Consider the following 16,502-nt stretch of genomic DNA (forward strand, 5'->3'; position numbering starts at 1 on the left):
ATATTCTCAACGGAAATAGATTTGTCCCATTCCATCTTTGTTAGCCCATATTGGTGCTTTCACACTATCAATCCCTATCATTTTAAAAATAAAGAAGTGATGTTCAGCTTTTATCTTAAAATTTAACGGCTGATTATGATCCACGCGCCCTTTAGTATATTCATATTTCCATCCATCCATATTCTGCTCTTTCATTTTCTTCTCTATATCAGGAATTAGATTTACGTTTTTTCCTTCATATGTGTACTGAAAACCACCTGTTTGTTCTGCTAACTCTACTGTACTAGAAGCAAAATCATGTGCTTTTACTAACTGCATTCCATACAGTACACCTTCTGGTATAAGAGTTATCAATAATAAAGAAAGCGTTAGAAAAAGCGCTGTTGTTACTGTATTTTGCATTTCTTACACACCTACTTTTTCTTATTTATTTCACGTTTCCTCCAGCTTTCTTGTTGTCAGAATCTGCTTCATAAATAAATATGTGTCTTGCGTTACTCTTAATGTTACCTTTCTTTTCATCAAATTGTTTCGTATAACTAGCAGCTTCCGCTTCTCCTTCAACCGCAATCATTGCAGGTTGCTCTTGTACAGCATGTACAGAAAACTCTCGTTTTGATGCAGGATCCTTAAATGTTGCATTTTGTTTATAAGACTTTTCAAATTCTTTCTTTGCGATACCTGGTTCAATAGCAATTTCTTCTTGCGCTCGTAAAACACCTACTTTTACGGCTTTATCCATTGCTGTACTTCCAGCGCGTTCTGATGCAGACTTATTATCTGTGTGTGTTGTATCTCCAATAATCATATCTGTCATTAAGAATAAACAGCCAACAAATAATAATATTGAGGCGGCCCCTATAATAAATTTTTGCATCTTTCTTCACCCCTCCTTAATTTTCAGACTTCCGAAATCGAAATCCACTTAAAATGGAACTTTTCTTTTGATTCAACAATTGGTTTGGCAGTAATAACTCTGCTATTTCCTTCATTATTCCTTCAAGCTCTTTATAATAGTTCCGACTAGATAGTAACGTACTACTTTTTAATTGAGATTCAAATACATCCTCTATCTCATATGGTGCTAAAGCAGTTAATACCTTATCGCCAAAACATTCTTCTACTACTTCATGCTTTAAAAGTGCAGTAGAAAACTTATTCCCAATAATTCTCGTTTTCTCTAAAACTAAGTAAGAAACAAGTTTTCTCTCCTTTTGTGTAAGAGGATGCGCTATCTTTAACAATTGATGCAGATCTGGTTCTGCTACAAAGAAAATAAAATCTGCCATTTCACATATTTCATGGTATAAATCTTTATCCCAATCGTACCCCGCATCAATAATAGATATAGGCGCTTCTTGGTTAGCCAATAATACCTTAATAAAATGGTCAAAGTCCTGCTCTGTTTCGTTTTTCAGCTCTTGGTCCACTATAGGATTCTTTACGATATAATTTATTCTTCCTTGCTTCCATTTTGGAATTGATAATATATCAGATTCCTTCTGTAGCATCTCCTTATATCGCTGTAACATAAATTCACTACGATAGTTTTCTGGTGCTTCTGTATATCCCTTTAATAAAGGATACGTATATCCATCATCATATAGATTCTCTATATAGTTCACATCAATCTGTAGTTCATTTAAGTAAGCAGCTAAAAGATGTGAAACAAAAGTTGCACCACTTCTTTTGTTCATGCTGGCCACAACAATTGTTCTTCTCGGAATAGCAATACCTATTTGTTTTTCATATACCGGCTCAAAAGCCAATTTATATTGTTTTTTTATAATAGGTGCTTTTTGTGACTCACCTGGAACAGACTTACGCTTTTGATTGTTTTTAAATAGTTTCTTGGAGTTAGAGGAAGCTTCATTGTTGCCACCTTCCTCTAATTCACTTGATACTTCCTCTTCTTCCTCATCAACAGGAACTTCGGGTAACTTTGTTTGTTGTGGTGCCTGACTTGCGCCTACAATTTCTGCTACATTTTTAATATCCGACTCCTGTAGCAGCTGCGGGATAACTTTATTATCAATATCAATTCTACGAGAGTTAAAAATGTCATAGATACCTAGATAAATCAGTTTCGCCAAAAACTCATCATCATTTTCACGCTCTGTAAATACCACAATACGAATATCTCGATTAAAGCGAATATCTCTTAGTTTCTGTAAGATAATCAATTCACGTTTCTCTTCATGTCCCGCATCAATATTTAATCGTTTGTCATTAATACATAGAATATCGGGCTGTTCTGTATCTAGAATTTCATCTAGATACTTGATATGCATCACATCACTATCAGCTACTTCAAATCCCGCACCAATAAAATCCTCACGTAAATATGCCGTATATACAGTATCACTAATAGCTAAAACGATTTTTTTCACCATAGTTAACCTCCTACAAAATCTAACGTTGGATTAAAATCATGTTTTCAATTGGAATTTGTGCCTCAAGATGAACCTTCCCAATAATCTCATTCAAAATATACTCAATTTCAACTTGTTCCATTGTACGTGGAGCTCCAAAATCAGAATTTAGCTTTACTCGTATTTCTAATCGATCTTGTATCTCATGTAAAGGTGTACCAAGATAAAGAATGCTGTAGTATAAAACACCATCTTCAATATTTTTTTGAATCATATCTTTTGTTTGATGAATAAACGTAACCTCAGCAAGCTCAATAAAAGGATCATTAATTGTTACTTTGCTATTCCAATTTAAATTCCAAATCTCGCAATGTTCTTCCGCATGTACAACAACTCCATTAACAGAAGGCGTAATCGCGAAAAGACGATCTACAGGAACTTTGGTTAACGAGGTACTATTACCTTTCTTTAATTCAATTCCTTTTTCCATTCGCTCATGTTCAAAAGCATATTCAGCACCAGTGAATGCAACTTCGCAAAATACTTGTTCTAACAATGGACGAATCCCTTCATATGTTCGTATAGCAAATACACTAAATTCCTGTGTTTCATCTGTACGAATGATTTCGTACAATTCATATTCAGATGCATTTGCTAAGGCAAAAGGAATATCTTTTATAAAATTCGGATCAGTATATAGATTCTCAGGAATTTGCGTTTCAGGATGATTTATAAACTCAAGGCATAATTGATATCCTTTTAAAAATGCATTTTTAACAGCTGCAGGGAATAGAGTTTCAAAACGTTTCACATTATTTTTAAACGTTTTTTCTTCAATTTCGTTATTAAATTCTCTTTCCTGTAAGATATTTGCCTTATTCCCTAGTAATAAAAAGTAGTGATTAATAATGCGACTAATATCCTCTTCAAATGCTGCATTCTCCTCACAATACTTTGTAAATCGTTCTTTACTCATGTTCACAATTTCGTTCATAGCTTCAAATTCTCCCTTTTTATTGTTATTTATACAAAAAAAAGACACACCGATGGCAGGTTATGTGCCTTCGGTGTGTCCGTTTAGCTAGAAATTAAATCTATTAATTTGTATATTTCTCTTAGTTAATTGTAGTTCACGTATAAGAATACCTCTATGAATTTTAAAAGTCAATAGATTAATTACCTCCTTGTAAACTTATATTTATTCCTTCTTTCTATTTTTCTATGTATTTAATTTAAAAAAATACAAGTAATTAAATATAAATAATCCAAGTATTTTATATAAAAACAACAAGAAATATATATAACTAAACTCAATCATTAATTATAAAGAGATTCAGCAAACACCTCTAAAGCCTTGTATTACATACGTTCCTGGATATTAAGCTAAATTCACTATCGTAATATCCCCATTACATACAAGCTCTACATCATAGAAATCACAAATTAAGAAGTTAAATACCATATTACTAAGAATTCACAAGGTTAGAATCATATTACTAAGATAACCACAAGTATTGAATCGAATTATGAACATACCGAGTCGTAACCAAACATAACGTAAATCAATTATATGCTTCCGTAAAAATGCTAATAGATATATTTTCCTAAATAAAAAAGCATGTCTTCAAATTAAAGAACATGCCAAATAACCCTTGCTTTTAAGTAACTTTTTAACAAGGGTTTCCATATATATTTTTTTAAAATCACATAAATTCCGGATAAACACCATTCTTCTTATGATAATTTATCATTGCATCGTGTTTTTTCCCTGTAGACAAGTTTTTTTCCTTAAAACCTATCCAGGACTCTCTAAACTTTACACGCATAAATGCTGGAATAGAGAATATTTCTTGCTCTTTCAAACAACTTTCCACTTGATCTAATGCATAAGTCATTGCGTAAATTAATAATTCACTTTGTTTTTGTTTCGTCGGTAAATAGATTGCGATATCAACAATTTCTTGTCTAAATGCAGTCATTATATTTTCTTTATCTTTTTTACGTAACGCCTGTCCCATATGTTTCAAACGAGACACCGCTTCTTTTCTGCACTTCGCTACTGGTCTATGTAATTCTTTTTTATCATTCTCAATTACGCAGTTTGAAGAAAATACAACGTTGAACTTCTCAATGATGATTTGTTTTACCTGTTTCCTTGCACTAGTAATTCTTGTTTCATTAGATTTCTTCTCTTTAGAATCGATTGCAGTAAATTGCACGATGGGGTTAATAATTTCTATGTAGTGTCTTACTTTCTTTGCATTACGATTTAATCTCCTTTTTAAGGAAGACATCTTTCTTGTAATCTGAAACTCCTCAATTTTATGTTTATAATGTTCCATACCTACTTTTCTTGAAAAAGTATTGATTAAATCTAAAAGGAATATAATCCCTCTATTATCACGAGCCTTTACTAGACTACTCATTATCGTTGTTTGAATTAGGTGAAATGGAATACGGAAATACGATAGCGATATGCCTGTCATCTTTGCAGTTTCTGCAGTAGTGTGGTTATACAACGCATAATCTACAATTTCATATACAGTACGATTTCCAACAGGTGTTTCTTTTACGAGTCTACGCTCCAAACAAACTTGAAACCCTGTATAAATTGTTGTGTAGGGAATCCCACTTTTCTTAGCAAGATCCATTATTTGAAATTCACGTGGTAGCATTCCTATATCATTGCATTCAAAGTGAAGCAAGATGTAAGTAGCTAAAGCTGAAGATGGTAACTCTTTTCTTTCATTTTCTAGTTTTACGATGTTTAATAGTCCATCAAAAAATTTAACCCCATGAACTTTAAAGTTCTGTTGGGAAAAAGCCATTTGCGTATGCATAATGTTGCTAACTCCTTTCGAAAGAGCAGAAAAAGGCACTGTCATACCACGGATACAAAAATACTACTCTCTTAAAAGAGTAATACTTGTATAACAACGGTAAACAATGCCTAAAATTACGCAAGAAATCCCCTTTTTAAGTTGCACAAATACATAAGATACAGTAAAATTATCTTATAATTTCATGCAAAATAAAAAGGTTTATTGGCTTTGTTTACCGCGGTCGATTGAAAATTTCTTTTGGGATTTTTGTGCGGTGTACCACAATGAAGTAGTTGGCGCTATTTCATTGGGCTGATGAACCTTTTTTTGCTTTTTTATATTTTATTTTTTATTATATAAATATTTTATTATTAATAAATTTGTATCTAAAAAAATACAAAAATATAAAGTAACTACATCATATATAGTTTTTCCCATGGTTGCAAGGTGATTTTTTCAAAAGTATGACCTTTGCTAAATGACTATGTATAAATAACCACCACTCAAACACCTCGTTGAGCGCCGCTCAATCAAAAGTCAATTCACAATAAGTAAGAACAACTTAAACAGCCTCTGATCAACCGCCTGATTGTCGCTCAATTAACAAAATATCATCGATAAAGCGCATTAATGGCACATTTTTCATTATCCACACCTTAAATCACCCAACTAATCACCAGTCACTTGTGTGTAAATACTGTTATTTTCGTATGTAGGTTGAGTGGTGATTGAACGGTTGATTTCATTGCATTAAACCTAATTGTAATCAGTCAATTAATCACCGGTCAATCATATTACTATTTTAGAATGAATGATTAGCGAATGGTTGAGTGATCGAGTGAAGGTGTAAGTTTTGAATAAGAATAAACTGTTTTTTTTATGATTAATATAAAAATAGTTTCATACTACTAATTAAGTAGTATGAAACTATTGAAAGAGATGTTTTGGTCAAGAGGTTTTTGCTTACTAACTACTGGTGGTTCATCAATAGACGTAGTAAAAAAATATATTGAAAATCAAAGTGAAAAGTGAGGTGAAATGATATGACAAAGCATAATAAAGCATATAAATTCCGTTTGTATCCAACAGGAGACCAAGCACATCTTATGCGTAAAACCTTCGGTTGTGTACGTTTCGTGTATAACAGAATGTTAGCCGAACGGAAAGAAGCGTATGAAAAACACAAAGATGATAAGGAACAACTAAAGAAACAAAAGCTTCCCACTCCTGCGAAATACAAAGCAGAATTTGAGTGGTTAAAAGAAGTTGATTCATTAGCACTGGCAAATGCTCAACTAAACTTGCAAACTGCCTATAAGAATTTCTTTCGTGGTCAAAATGACTTCCCAACATTCAAAAGCAAAAAAGACAGAAAGTCTTATACAACGAATGTAGTGAACGGAAATATTATGTTGCTTAACGGTCATATTAAATTGCCAAAACTGAAAATGGTACGTATCAAGCAGCATAGAGAAATACCACAAGACCATGTAATCAAGTCATGTACGATTTCTATGACACCTACTGGTAAATACTATGTGTCTATCTTGACTGAATACGAAAAAGAGATTGTACAAAATGAAGTAGAAACAGTTGTTGGATTAGACTTTGCGATGGATCGATTATACGTTAGTTCTGAGGATGAGAGAGCCAATTATCCTAAGTTCTATCGTGAAATGTTAGACCGATTAGCAAAGGCACAACGAGTATTATCAAGAAGAACAAAAGGTTCTATTCGTTGGAATAAACAACGTATCCGTGTAGCTAAGTTACATGAAAAAGTAGCGAACCAACGTAAGAACTTCCTTCATCATAAGTCTAAAGAGTTAGCTACTCATTTTGATGTTGTAGCTATTGAAGATCTAAATATGAAAGGCATGTCGCAAGCACTTCATTTTGGAAAAAGCGTCGCTGATAATGCTTGGGGTATGTTCACTTCTTTTTTAGCTTATAAACTACACGAACAAGGCAAACAACTTATGAAAATAGACAAATGGTTTCCTTCCACAAAAACATGTAGCAGTTGTGGAAATGTGAAAAACATGTCATTGTCTGAGCGAGTATATTCTTGTATATGTGGTGTAAATCTTGATAGAGATTATAACGCAGCTATCAATATCAAAAATGAAGCAATACGCCTATTAGCGTTGGCATAGATAGCAATAAAATAACCCTTGGAACGAGGGGGTTAGCTCGGTTGTCTTAGGACAAATTCGTTAGCTATCAAAAGTAACGACTAACCGAGAAGCCACCACTTCAAACAGTCCATTAGGACGTTAAGTGGCGGGTAGTTCACAGATTGGAAGAAATAGAATTAGAAAACTCTTTGTATAGCAAAATAAACCTAAGTTCTATGATTATTATAAGTTTAAAACAATAGCTGTGAATGAATCATATTGATAATCAATGAACTAAGCTTTTGAAATGATATTAAGAATAAGCAAAATAAAAAGGCTATCAAATGATAGCCTTTTTATTTTTTTCCAAAAAGCTTAGAGAAAAAGCCGCCTTTTTGTTCAGTATTCTCTTGTCGCTGAGCATTAGCACTTTTTTGTTCTTGAATTAATCGTATAGTACTCATTAACTTTTCGTCACGTTCCTCTAATCGCTTATTGATTCTATCGAAATTATCCTGACTTTGTTTAGCCACCGCAGCGAAGAATTCCATATTTTGTTTTGTTAATTCTTCAGTCACTTTAGCTGTAACTTCCTCAGTAATTTTTTCCGTCAAAGCTTCTATAAAGTCTGGATTGACCTGTTGTGCTTTAACTAGTGATGTTTCTTTTGGTTCACCATCAGCGTCAACATCTTCAGCATAAACATTGCGAATAACCGTCGGATCCATATCTAAAAGCCCAACAATTTCGTGCTTTTTCTTTGACTCAGAATAATAATGTTTAATCTTTTTTACTGTATCAATACTATCCTCATGAACATATTTAAGTTGGCGTTCTTTTTTTATGTTCAAGTACTCATCGAAATCATTCAACCATCTACGAAGAGTACTTTCAGGAATATCAAGCATGGTTGCTACTTCAGATACGCGATAATAACCATCGCTTAACTGTTCATCAATCATTTGCTCACCACCTAACTATATGATGCCTGTCCTATAATACATTATATAAAAATTCTATAGAAACTAAAAGAACCCCTTTGTAGATTACATAAAATATCATGGACTTTTATACCTGATCACTCAATCATTCACTGCTCATTTATTTAGCTGCATACCAATAATACCTATGTTATCGAGCGGTGATTAGTCGGGTGAGCGTGATTAACACTTGATTATGTACAAAATCACCTTAAAATTCTGTGAACTGAACTAAAAATTTTACATGGATTTTCACTTATTAAAATGCATCTTTTATAATCATTACGTATTCATTACAGTGTTTATTACCGTAATAAATGCGTAACAATTAAAATATTAATTACGGTAATTATTACGGAAGTATTTAAAGTATTGATTTAATAAGATTCTTGATTATCATCCGTAGATGTATTATAGTTAGTACATACAATACTTCGGAAATATATACCGAAGTATTTACGGCTTTTATAACGGTATTAAATTCCGTATAATTATCTTGTCTTTTTGTACCTATAGATAAAATTTATTATTTATTAAAGGTGGTGTGAAATTATTGTCTAATATATCAATGAGTAGTAGTGAAATTATTGATGTGCTTTGTGAGAATTTAAATGATGGGATTTGGGCTTTACGTGTGCTATACGCCGAGGGCGCAATGAACAAAGAAAAGTTATGGGATTATATCAACCAATATCATAAAGACTATCAAATTGAGAATGAAAAAGATTATGAGGGTAAAAAAATACTTCCATCGCGATATGCTTTAGATATTATGACTGCAAGACTTGAAGGAGCAGGGTTAATATCTTTCAAAGCAATAGGACGTGTTCGAATTTATGACGTAACAGATCTAGGAAATGTTTTAATTAAGGAACTGGAAAAACGAGTTGAGAAAAACAACTAAAATATATATTTGAGGAGGATATACATATGGCAGGCAATTTTTCAGAAATCGAAAGCCAAGGAAATATTAGTTTGAAATTTGGATTCTTAGGACTAGGTATGGGTGGATGTGCAATCGCAGCAGAGTGCGCAAATAAAGAAACACAAATTAAAAATAACAAATACCCATATCGTGCGATTCTTGTTAATACAAATAGTCAAGATTTTAATAAAATTGAGATTAAAAACACAGGGAACGTCCGTAAAATACAGTTAGAAGGATATGAACAAGGTGCAGCTCGTAATCCACAGGTTGGAGAGGAAGCATTTGTAAAGCATGAAACAAAGATTTTCGAAGCGGTAAAACAGGAATTTGAAGATCGTGATTTTATTTGGATTACGTGTGGTCTAGGTGGAGGAACAGGAACTGGTGCTCTATTAAAGGCTATTGAAATGCTCTATGAACATGATTACAATTTTGGATTGTTACTGACTTTACCACGTGATGCTGAGGCTTTAAAAGTATTAGAAAACGCAACTTCACGCATTCGTAGTATTGCTATGAACCAAGAAGCTTTTGGCTCAATTGTATTAATAGATAACGCTAAACTATATAGAAAATTTGAAGAGGAAAATCCAAGTGCTTTAGCAAACGAATATACTAGCTATAGTAACAAATATATTGCTGATGCATTACATGAGATTAACCTAGTTACTTCATCATTTACACCGTTTTCAGATACACATTTTGATGCGAGTGAATTTGCTCAAGTAATTAATACACCAGGCGTTTTATCATTAGCAAAATTAGAACTAAAATCAAATCAATTAGACACTGAAAACCCGCTAGGTTACTTGACTCAATTAGGTAACGCACTAGAAAAAGGCGTTTTATACGATACAGAAAGAGAAGAGCTAGAAAGTGCTAAAAAAAGCGCGCTATCTATCGTTACATCACCGCTGCGAGCAGGGCGATTATACAACTTCTCATTCCTTAATCAAATGGAAAACTTCTTAAAAGAAAGAACTCCATATGTAGATGAACGTCCTATAGCTCCATACGTTAATAAACATACAACAAAAAAAGAAGAGGATATAGTAAAATTCTATTCAGTTGTTGCAGGACTTCCATTACCAAAACGTGTTAGTGATATTATTGATGAGATTACGAGAATTAAAGAAGAACGTGAGCAAGCTAATTCAAAGAAATCCAATGCTGTTTTAAATAAACTTTTTGCATTTGATGATTCAGTACAAGAAGAAAAACCTAAAAAGAAAAAATTAAATTTTGGTGCTGAACCTGAAGTAGAAGTTGCTGACGATTCACAACCAGCAAAGAAGAAATTATCATTCTAAACAATAGACCGACAAATATAATTTTGTCGGTCTTTTTCTATTTCAATAGCAAAAAGAAACTACAATGCACAAGTGATTAATCTATTATATTTTCTGTATGTGTAACATGTCTTTATATAATGTAATTGTTTAAATAAATTGTTAGGCCGTCCTAACGATTTTATTCCAATACTTGAACCTTTAAAAAATTGTTCGGTTAAAACATGTCTTCCGTCCGAACAATTTTAAAAGAACTGAAAGACTATATAAATCAATGTTTCTAGCTAATTTTTAGGAAGAGAAGTAATCCAAACTTCAGCGTACAAGTTTTAGTATCTAGATTAAAGCAAATTCAGCTTAAACTTTTAATAATTTACAACTAAATTTTGCTGTAATAAGATATATAGAAATGGTTGTTATTTATTGAAAATACATTCGAGTTATGGAGTTGCATATAATGAAAAGTAAAACGTATAAATATACAAGCAAAGGTACACAGAAATCTTTTCGTTTAAAAGAGGCCGATATATTTGTATTTACATTTTTATATTACAAAAGGTATCTTACTACACGACAAATTACTCAGCTTTATAGTGCATTTGAGGGTAGAGATTTTTCTGAGGATAGTGTGTTTACGAAACTTAATCGTTTTTCAAAATACGGTGCTATCCTGACTAAAAAAATTGATAAAAGAGATGATAGTATAACCAGACGTGCGACATTCTCCTTAAAAGATAGAATGGTTGATTACCTTCAAGAATTAGGAAGGATTCCTGCAGGATCTTCAAAACGTAGATATTCTTCTTCAATCTCACTACATACACTCTGCTCAAGAGAAATATTAGTACGCACACTTTTGGAAGTGTCGAAAAAGACCAATACGAATAAATTATTATGCGAGTTAGATATTCGCTCATATCATCAAAAACAAAAGAAAACAGAAATTGAAGATGCAGGGTTACTTCTAATTCCTGATGAACACATTTCATATAAAGACAAAAATATTTACATTGAAATGGATATGTGCAAAGAAACCAATGCTACCTTAGTTGAAAAGGTGGGGAAGTATATTGAATATGCACAAAAAAACACTAAAAATATAACTGTTGTTTTTGTTATGTATGACAAGTCGATGTTCCTTGCAGAAGATGCAGAACCTCCATACGTACGTATGAAGAATCTCTTATTTTCTATGCGAGAATATCATGAACATTTAATGAATCTACCAAACCTAAATATGCACATCTGCTCTTTGAAAGAAGCTGGAGATGTTATTTCAGATATTCTTCTAGGAATAGATGATAATCAAAACTTTGAACAAGATATTCTCTTACCTTTATCTAAACGTACAGTAGGAGATGCTGATTGGCGCTATGCATTTGTTGAAACAGTTCAAACATTTAAAGAGAAAATAGATGGTGGTCTTAGACGAACGTATAAGAGAGATAAAGATGTAATGCAAGATTTCTTCTTTATTTTTGGGAATGAAAATGATTACCGAATGATTGCTAGATTAGACGATGTTGTGTTTTCAAGAAGAGAAGGTGATGAAGGGGTGCCGCTTGTTGTGATTTATCCAAAGCGCAAAAAGGCTAGAGATATACTTTTAATGGACACGTATGACAACGTATTACTGCTATCCCTCCAAAATGAAGGTGTTACTATCGATGCGGATGAACAGATCATGGCACGTACTGCAAATAACATACATCCGAAAAGACGCAAGCTTGTTGAATTATATTAATCGTTAATTTTTTATATACTTTTATACAATTTTATTGATTTTTATTATTTAAGGTGATAGAATTACGTTTGAACTAAACACAAAAAACTACAATCAAATCAGAACATATGAAATTAAGGCAAGCGACACACGCTGTTTTTACAGTGGGTGTCGCTTGCCTTTTTTTATATGGAGAAAGGTGGAAAATCAAAATGGATTTACAATATGCAACTACTACTACTGGGGGAGTGCTCTCTGCTAGAGAAGCATTTAAAAACCCAGAACTAGTCCTTAATCATATTACAGAAGAGGGGGCAACGTTTAGTGTTTCTCTACAAGATATCCAAATTCCAGGGAAACCAAATTTCTATTGGTACGATGTCATAATTGAAACGGCAACGGATAAAAAGATTGAGGTAAATATCGCGGTACTTTCTCAAGAAGAATACAATCAACTCTGTGAAAGAGAGAGTATTGATTTATATTTAAAACAAACTGAAGATGCAGCAAAATTCTTTCTCGAAAAATCAAAGGAACTATTCCAACCAGAATTCAATAATCGATTCCAGTTTAAACATAAAGCTCAACTATATCTGTAAGAAGTAGGTGGGCCTATATGGAGACATTTAAACAACGATTACCGTTATTTACTACAATCGGCTTAATTAGCGGATTTATTCTTTCATTTGGATTCGGTTTAGTAAACTACATCAAGTTACTCTACTATGCATTTGAACCACCGTCTTATCCTATAGAAATTACATATGTACCGCTTATTTTAATGTTCTTTTCTTTACTATTAGGAGAGTTTAGCTTTAGGTTTTACAGCCGTATTCCAGCTTTACATATAAATAATGGGAAACTAATAATCTTGGTTGCTTCCCACTTTGCGGTTGATATTCAATTTTTATGGTTTGCAACTGCTCCGATCCATGCAAAGGTTATTCCTTATCTAGCGGATAAATCAAAACATCTTAATTTTGGTGAGTATGAAGCCTTAGGTCATGTCTTAACAGGTAATTTTCACACACTCACTATGATTTTTGTATTTTTACCAACAGTATTTATGATTTTGTTTACACTTTGGTATAGTGGGCATATTGTTCGCTACCGAGAAGAGATATTAAAGTGGGTACAAAAATACGAATATAAAAATCACAAATTACAAAAATGGTTTAATAGCCAAGAAGAACAAATATATCCTGATGTAGAAATTGGACCGCATATTGAGCATAAAGAGATGGTTCGTATTAAGGGGAAAGATAGAACGTTAAATTGTATTATTATTGGTCCTATTGGTTCTGGTAAAACATCTAGTTTAATTATTCCCATGATTAATCAAGATTTACATTGGATGGCGCGTTTTATCAATAAGTTCATAAATGTCTTTAAAAAGAAGGATTATCATACAGAAGAAGTAAAAGGAACATTTTTAAATGGTGTGACTGTTATCGAACCGAGTAATGATTTATGCCAAAAGGTTTTTAAGTTAGTGCAAGCACATAAAATACCTGAAAGTGCAGTTTACTACATTGATCCAACTAATCCTGATACCAAAAATATAAACATTCTGCGAGGACCAGTAGATAAAGTAGCAGAAGTTTTCGCAATGGTTATTCAAGGTTTGTCTGAATCTAACAATGCATTCTTTGAACAAGCGCAGCGTAACCACCTTAAACAACATATCTATTTATTAAAGCTTCACAACCCACAAAAAGATGTTACCTTCGACGATTTGATTGAGATGTATGACGATGTAGAACGTGTTCACCGAATGCATAAGCTATTAAAGGTACAGGTCGAAAAGTTATATGATTTTGTTCAAAGTGGAGCAGCTTCACGTGACCAAAAAAATGAATATAAAATTATAAAAGGTATAGACGAATGGTTTGATAATACCATTCGTGAAAAGCTGGATTTTCAAGGTGAACCAGCCGTTTATAAATCGGGAAAATACCGCGGACAACCGATGCATTATGACAGAGAAGAAGAATATGTAAAAGGTTTACGCAACATATTAAAAGATTTAGCTTCAAACGTTTTAATACGACGTGTTTTATTTGGAAAATCCGATTTTGATTTCGATGTTCATTTAGAGCAGGGTGGGATTTTGTTAGTCAATACGGCAAAAGGAGAATTAGCAGACCTTTCAAACGTATTAGGAAAATTTGTATTGTTAAGTATGCAAAATGCAGTATTCCGTAGAGATCCAAACGTCTCACCTTACCATCATATTATTGTCGATGAGTTTCCGGATTACGTTGTGCGGCCGTTTAAAGAATTCCCTGCACAATCTCGTAAATATAAAGTAATTTTAACAATCGCTAGCCAAACACTATCGCAATTAGCTCTCGACTTCACAGAGCAATACATGTTTACTTTACTAGGTTCATTCCGTAACAAAATGATATTTGGAGATGTAACACCATATGATGCAAAAATTTTCTCTGACATGTTTGGTGAGAAAGAGGAATTTAAAGAGGCAGAATCCGAACAGGGCATTTCTCCTATGCAAGAGAATCCAGTTAGTCGACTAGGATCAACCTATCAAAAAACGAAAGAAGTTGTTATGTCACCAGGAGATATCATGGCACAAGGGGCATTCATCTGTGCTGCTCGTATCGTACAAGATAATCATGTGCAACCTGTACAACAAATCACAAGTAACTTTGTACCAAAAGAAGAATTTGCCCAAGCAATTATTCAAGTAGATACAAAAACAGGTGAATATTGGGAAAATGAGCGTCTTCGCCTTATTAATGAATCTATAGAAAAAGCTAATCCTATGAAGCATGTAGATGCAGAAAACATGAAGAAAATACAACCATTACCACCTATACAAGAAGGTGAGATTGAACAGAATAACTCCATAGAAACAAACGAGGAGCATCAACACATTGTATCATTGGAGGATTATAAGGGACAAAAGTCTCAAAATGAAACCTTATCTAATGATCCTGCAGCAATGAACCAGCAGGGGAATGTTGATGATGAAGTTGAAAATAAGTTGTATGAAGATATTAAGGAATTTATTATCGAATCACAACAAGTCTCGCCATCTCTTCTGCAAAGAAAATTCAAGATTAGCTATATGAAATCTATGCAATATATTGAGAAGTTAGAACAAAATCTAGTTGTAAGTTCTTACACAGGGGATGGTCCTCGTAAAGTATTAATTTCAAATAATAGTAGTACATCAGAAGAAACAAGTGTTATTACTACTCATTCACCTGACAATACTATTTCACCGGAAGTAGCAATTCCAATTGAAGGCGAAGAAATCGAACAAGAGGAAACTAGCTCCTTTAAGGATATTCTATACGAAGATGTTTTAAGTTTTGTGAAGGAATCGGGAAGTATCTCTATATCTGTACTACAAGACACGTTTAAAATTAGTTATACACGTGCATCGAGATTAATAGATGCCTTACAACGAAATGGTGAACTGCCTGTTATAGCAGAAGAAACACATGTAGAAAGTATAAGCTCTGAAATAAAAGAACCGGCCGTGAAAGAAGATATTAAAGAAACCATAGATATAGCATTACCTCCTATGGAAGAATGCTATGAAATAAACATGGAGGTAGCAGAACTAAACAAAGAATTATCTATTACTATGTTAGAGCAAGATTGGAATAAAGATTCCATTATTCATTCCGTGATTCCTGTTGAGACCGAACCATTGTTTGAAGAATTCCCATCTGATGGACTTCCCGTTACAATGATAGGAACTGCAGAAACAAGTATAGAATCTACTTCACTTCCCGTTACAATAACAGAGCTAGAAGAAACACATGTAGAAATCAACACGGTTCCAATTGAAGAAACGCTTAATCATATCGAAGAAAACAAGCTAGATGAAGATGTAGCAAAAGTTTACGAATCTATTAGTATTACGGTACAAGAAAACTTAGAAAAAAATAGAGAAGAGCATTCGAAAAATGATGAGAAGCAACCAGAATATAAACCTATGAGTTATAAAGAACGCCAAGAGCACTTAAAATCTCATCAAAAAAATAAGAATAATACTACGCAGTCGCTGCTTAATAAAAATGAGAAACCAAAGCCCAAAACATCGAACGTAATGAGTAAGGAATTGAATAATTTCTTTGATTAATAGTTTGTAAATCTTAAATTAAATCTAGTATTGGTATAGCCAGCATTTCGGAAAAAACCACGCTAAGCCAAAAATAAAATAAGCTGCCCATATAGTCCATAGCCATCAAGTTAAGAAAATGAATAAAATTTAACTAAATGGGTCATCCTTCCAT

12 protein-coding genes and 1 pseudogene are annotated in these 16,502 nt (G+C 33.0%); 7 read left to right on the forward strand and 6 right to left on the reverse strand.

What is annotated here, in order from left to right; all coding sequences use genetic code 11:
* Window positions 1-6: 6 nt before the first annotated feature.
* The 5 genes from KI369_RS07180 to KI369_RS07200 all read right to left on the reverse strand — a co-directional run bounded on the left by KI369_RS07180 (window position 7) and on the right by KI369_RS07200 (window position 5,212).
* Complete coding sequence (locus KI369_RS07180) at window positions 7-402, reverse strand: DUF4320 family protein (protein ID WP_001181745.1); 396 nt, start codon at window positions 400-402, stop codon at window positions 7-9.
* Between the two features lie 25 nt (window positions 403-427).
* Window positions 428-877, reverse strand: a complete 450-nt coding sequence (locus tag KI369_RS07185; RefSeq protein WP_001168864.1) for a hypothetical protein — start codon at window positions 875-877, stop codon at window positions 428-430.
* Between the two features lie 16 nt (window positions 878-893).
* Complete coding sequence (locus KI369_RS07190) at window positions 894-2,393, reverse strand: hypothetical protein (RefSeq protein ID WP_000239320.1); 1,500 nt, start codon at window positions 2,391-2,393, stop codon at window positions 894-896.
* Window positions 2,394-2,412: 19 nt separating this feature from the next.
* The gene (locus KI369_RS07195) at window positions 2,413-3,366 is read right to left on the reverse strand and encodes a hypothetical protein (protein ID WP_001002940.1); all 954 of its coding nucleotides are present in this window, start codon (window positions 3,364-3,366) and stop codon (window positions 2,413-2,415) included.
* 709 nt (window positions 3,367-4,075) lie between these two features.
* A complete protein-coding gene (locus tag KI369_RS07200; protein ID WP_000557422.1) occupies window positions 4,076-5,212 on the reverse strand; it encodes a hypothetical protein in 1,137 nt (378 codons plus the stop codon).
* Between the two features lie 906 nt (window positions 5,213-6,118).
* On the opposite strand from KI369_RS07200, the pseudogene KI369_RS07205 reads away from it, so the two are divergent.
* Both KI369_RS07205 and KI369_RS07210 read left to right on the forward strand, forming a co-directional pair.
* Window positions 6,119-6,226: pseudogene (locus tag KI369_RS07205) on the forward strand (transposase); the annotation flags it as partial.
* An 11-nt stretch (window positions 6,227-6,237) separates the two neighbouring features.
* Window positions 6,238-7,350: an RNA-guided endonuclease TnpB family protein gene (locus tag KI369_RS07210; RefSeq protein WP_000160678.1), complete on the forward strand. Its 1,113-nt coding sequence runs from the start codon at window positions 6,238-6,240 to the stop codon at window positions 7,348-7,350.
* 317 nt (window positions 7,351-7,667) lie between these two features.
* Here the strand turns inward: KI369_RS07210 and KI369_RS07215 are convergent, their stop codons facing one another.
* On the reverse strand, window positions 7,668-8,273 hold the full coding sequence (locus KI369_RS07215) for a MerR family transcriptional regulator (protein WP_000564661.1): 606 nt from the start codon (window positions 8,271-8,273) through the stop codon (window positions 7,668-7,670).
* Between the two features lie 586 nt (window positions 8,274-8,859).
* Here KI369_RS07215 and KI369_RS07220 point away from each other — a divergent pair.
* The 5 genes from KI369_RS07220 (at window position 8,860) to KI369_RS07240 (ending at window position 16,348) form a co-directional block, all read left to right on the forward strand.
* Window positions 8,860-9,195, forward strand: a complete 336-nt coding sequence (locus KI369_RS07220) for a hypothetical protein (protein ID WP_000098927.1) — start codon at window positions 8,860-8,862, stop codon at window positions 9,193-9,195.
* A 26-nt stretch (window positions 9,196-9,221) separates the two neighbouring features.
* Window positions 9,222-10,529 (forward strand): plasmid replication protein RepX, encoded by a 1,308-nt coding sequence (repX, locus tag KI369_RS07225; protein WP_000918313.1) that lies wholly within the window; start codon window positions 9,222-9,224, stop codon window positions 10,527-10,529.
* A gap of 436 nt (window positions 10,530-10,965) precedes the next feature.
* The gene (locus KI369_RS07230; protein ID WP_000837871.1) at window positions 10,966-12,252 is read left to right on the forward strand and encodes a replication-relaxation family protein; all 1,287 of its coding nucleotides are present in this window, start codon (window positions 10,966-10,968) and stop codon (window positions 12,250-12,252) included.
* A gap of 191 nt (window positions 12,253-12,443) precedes the next feature.
* Window positions 12,444-12,830: a hypothetical protein gene (locus tag KI369_RS07235; protein WP_000365750.1), complete on the forward strand. Its 387-nt coding sequence runs from the start codon at window positions 12,444-12,446 to the stop codon at window positions 12,828-12,830.
* A gap of 17 nt (window positions 12,831-12,847) precedes the next feature.
* The gene (locus tag KI369_RS07240) at window positions 12,848-16,348 is read left to right on the forward strand and encodes a DNA translocase FtsK (RefSeq protein ID WP_000447304.1); all 3,501 of its coding nucleotides are present in this window, start codon (window positions 12,848-12,850) and stop codon (window positions 16,346-16,348) included.
* The last annotated feature ends 154 nt before the right edge of the window (window positions 16,349-16,502 follow it).

Source organism: Bacillus sanguinis, from assembly GCF_018332475.1.
In the GTDB taxonomy this organism is placed as follows: domain Bacteria; phylum Bacillota; class Bacilli; order Bacillales; family Bacillaceae_G; genus Bacillus_A; species Bacillus_A sanguinis.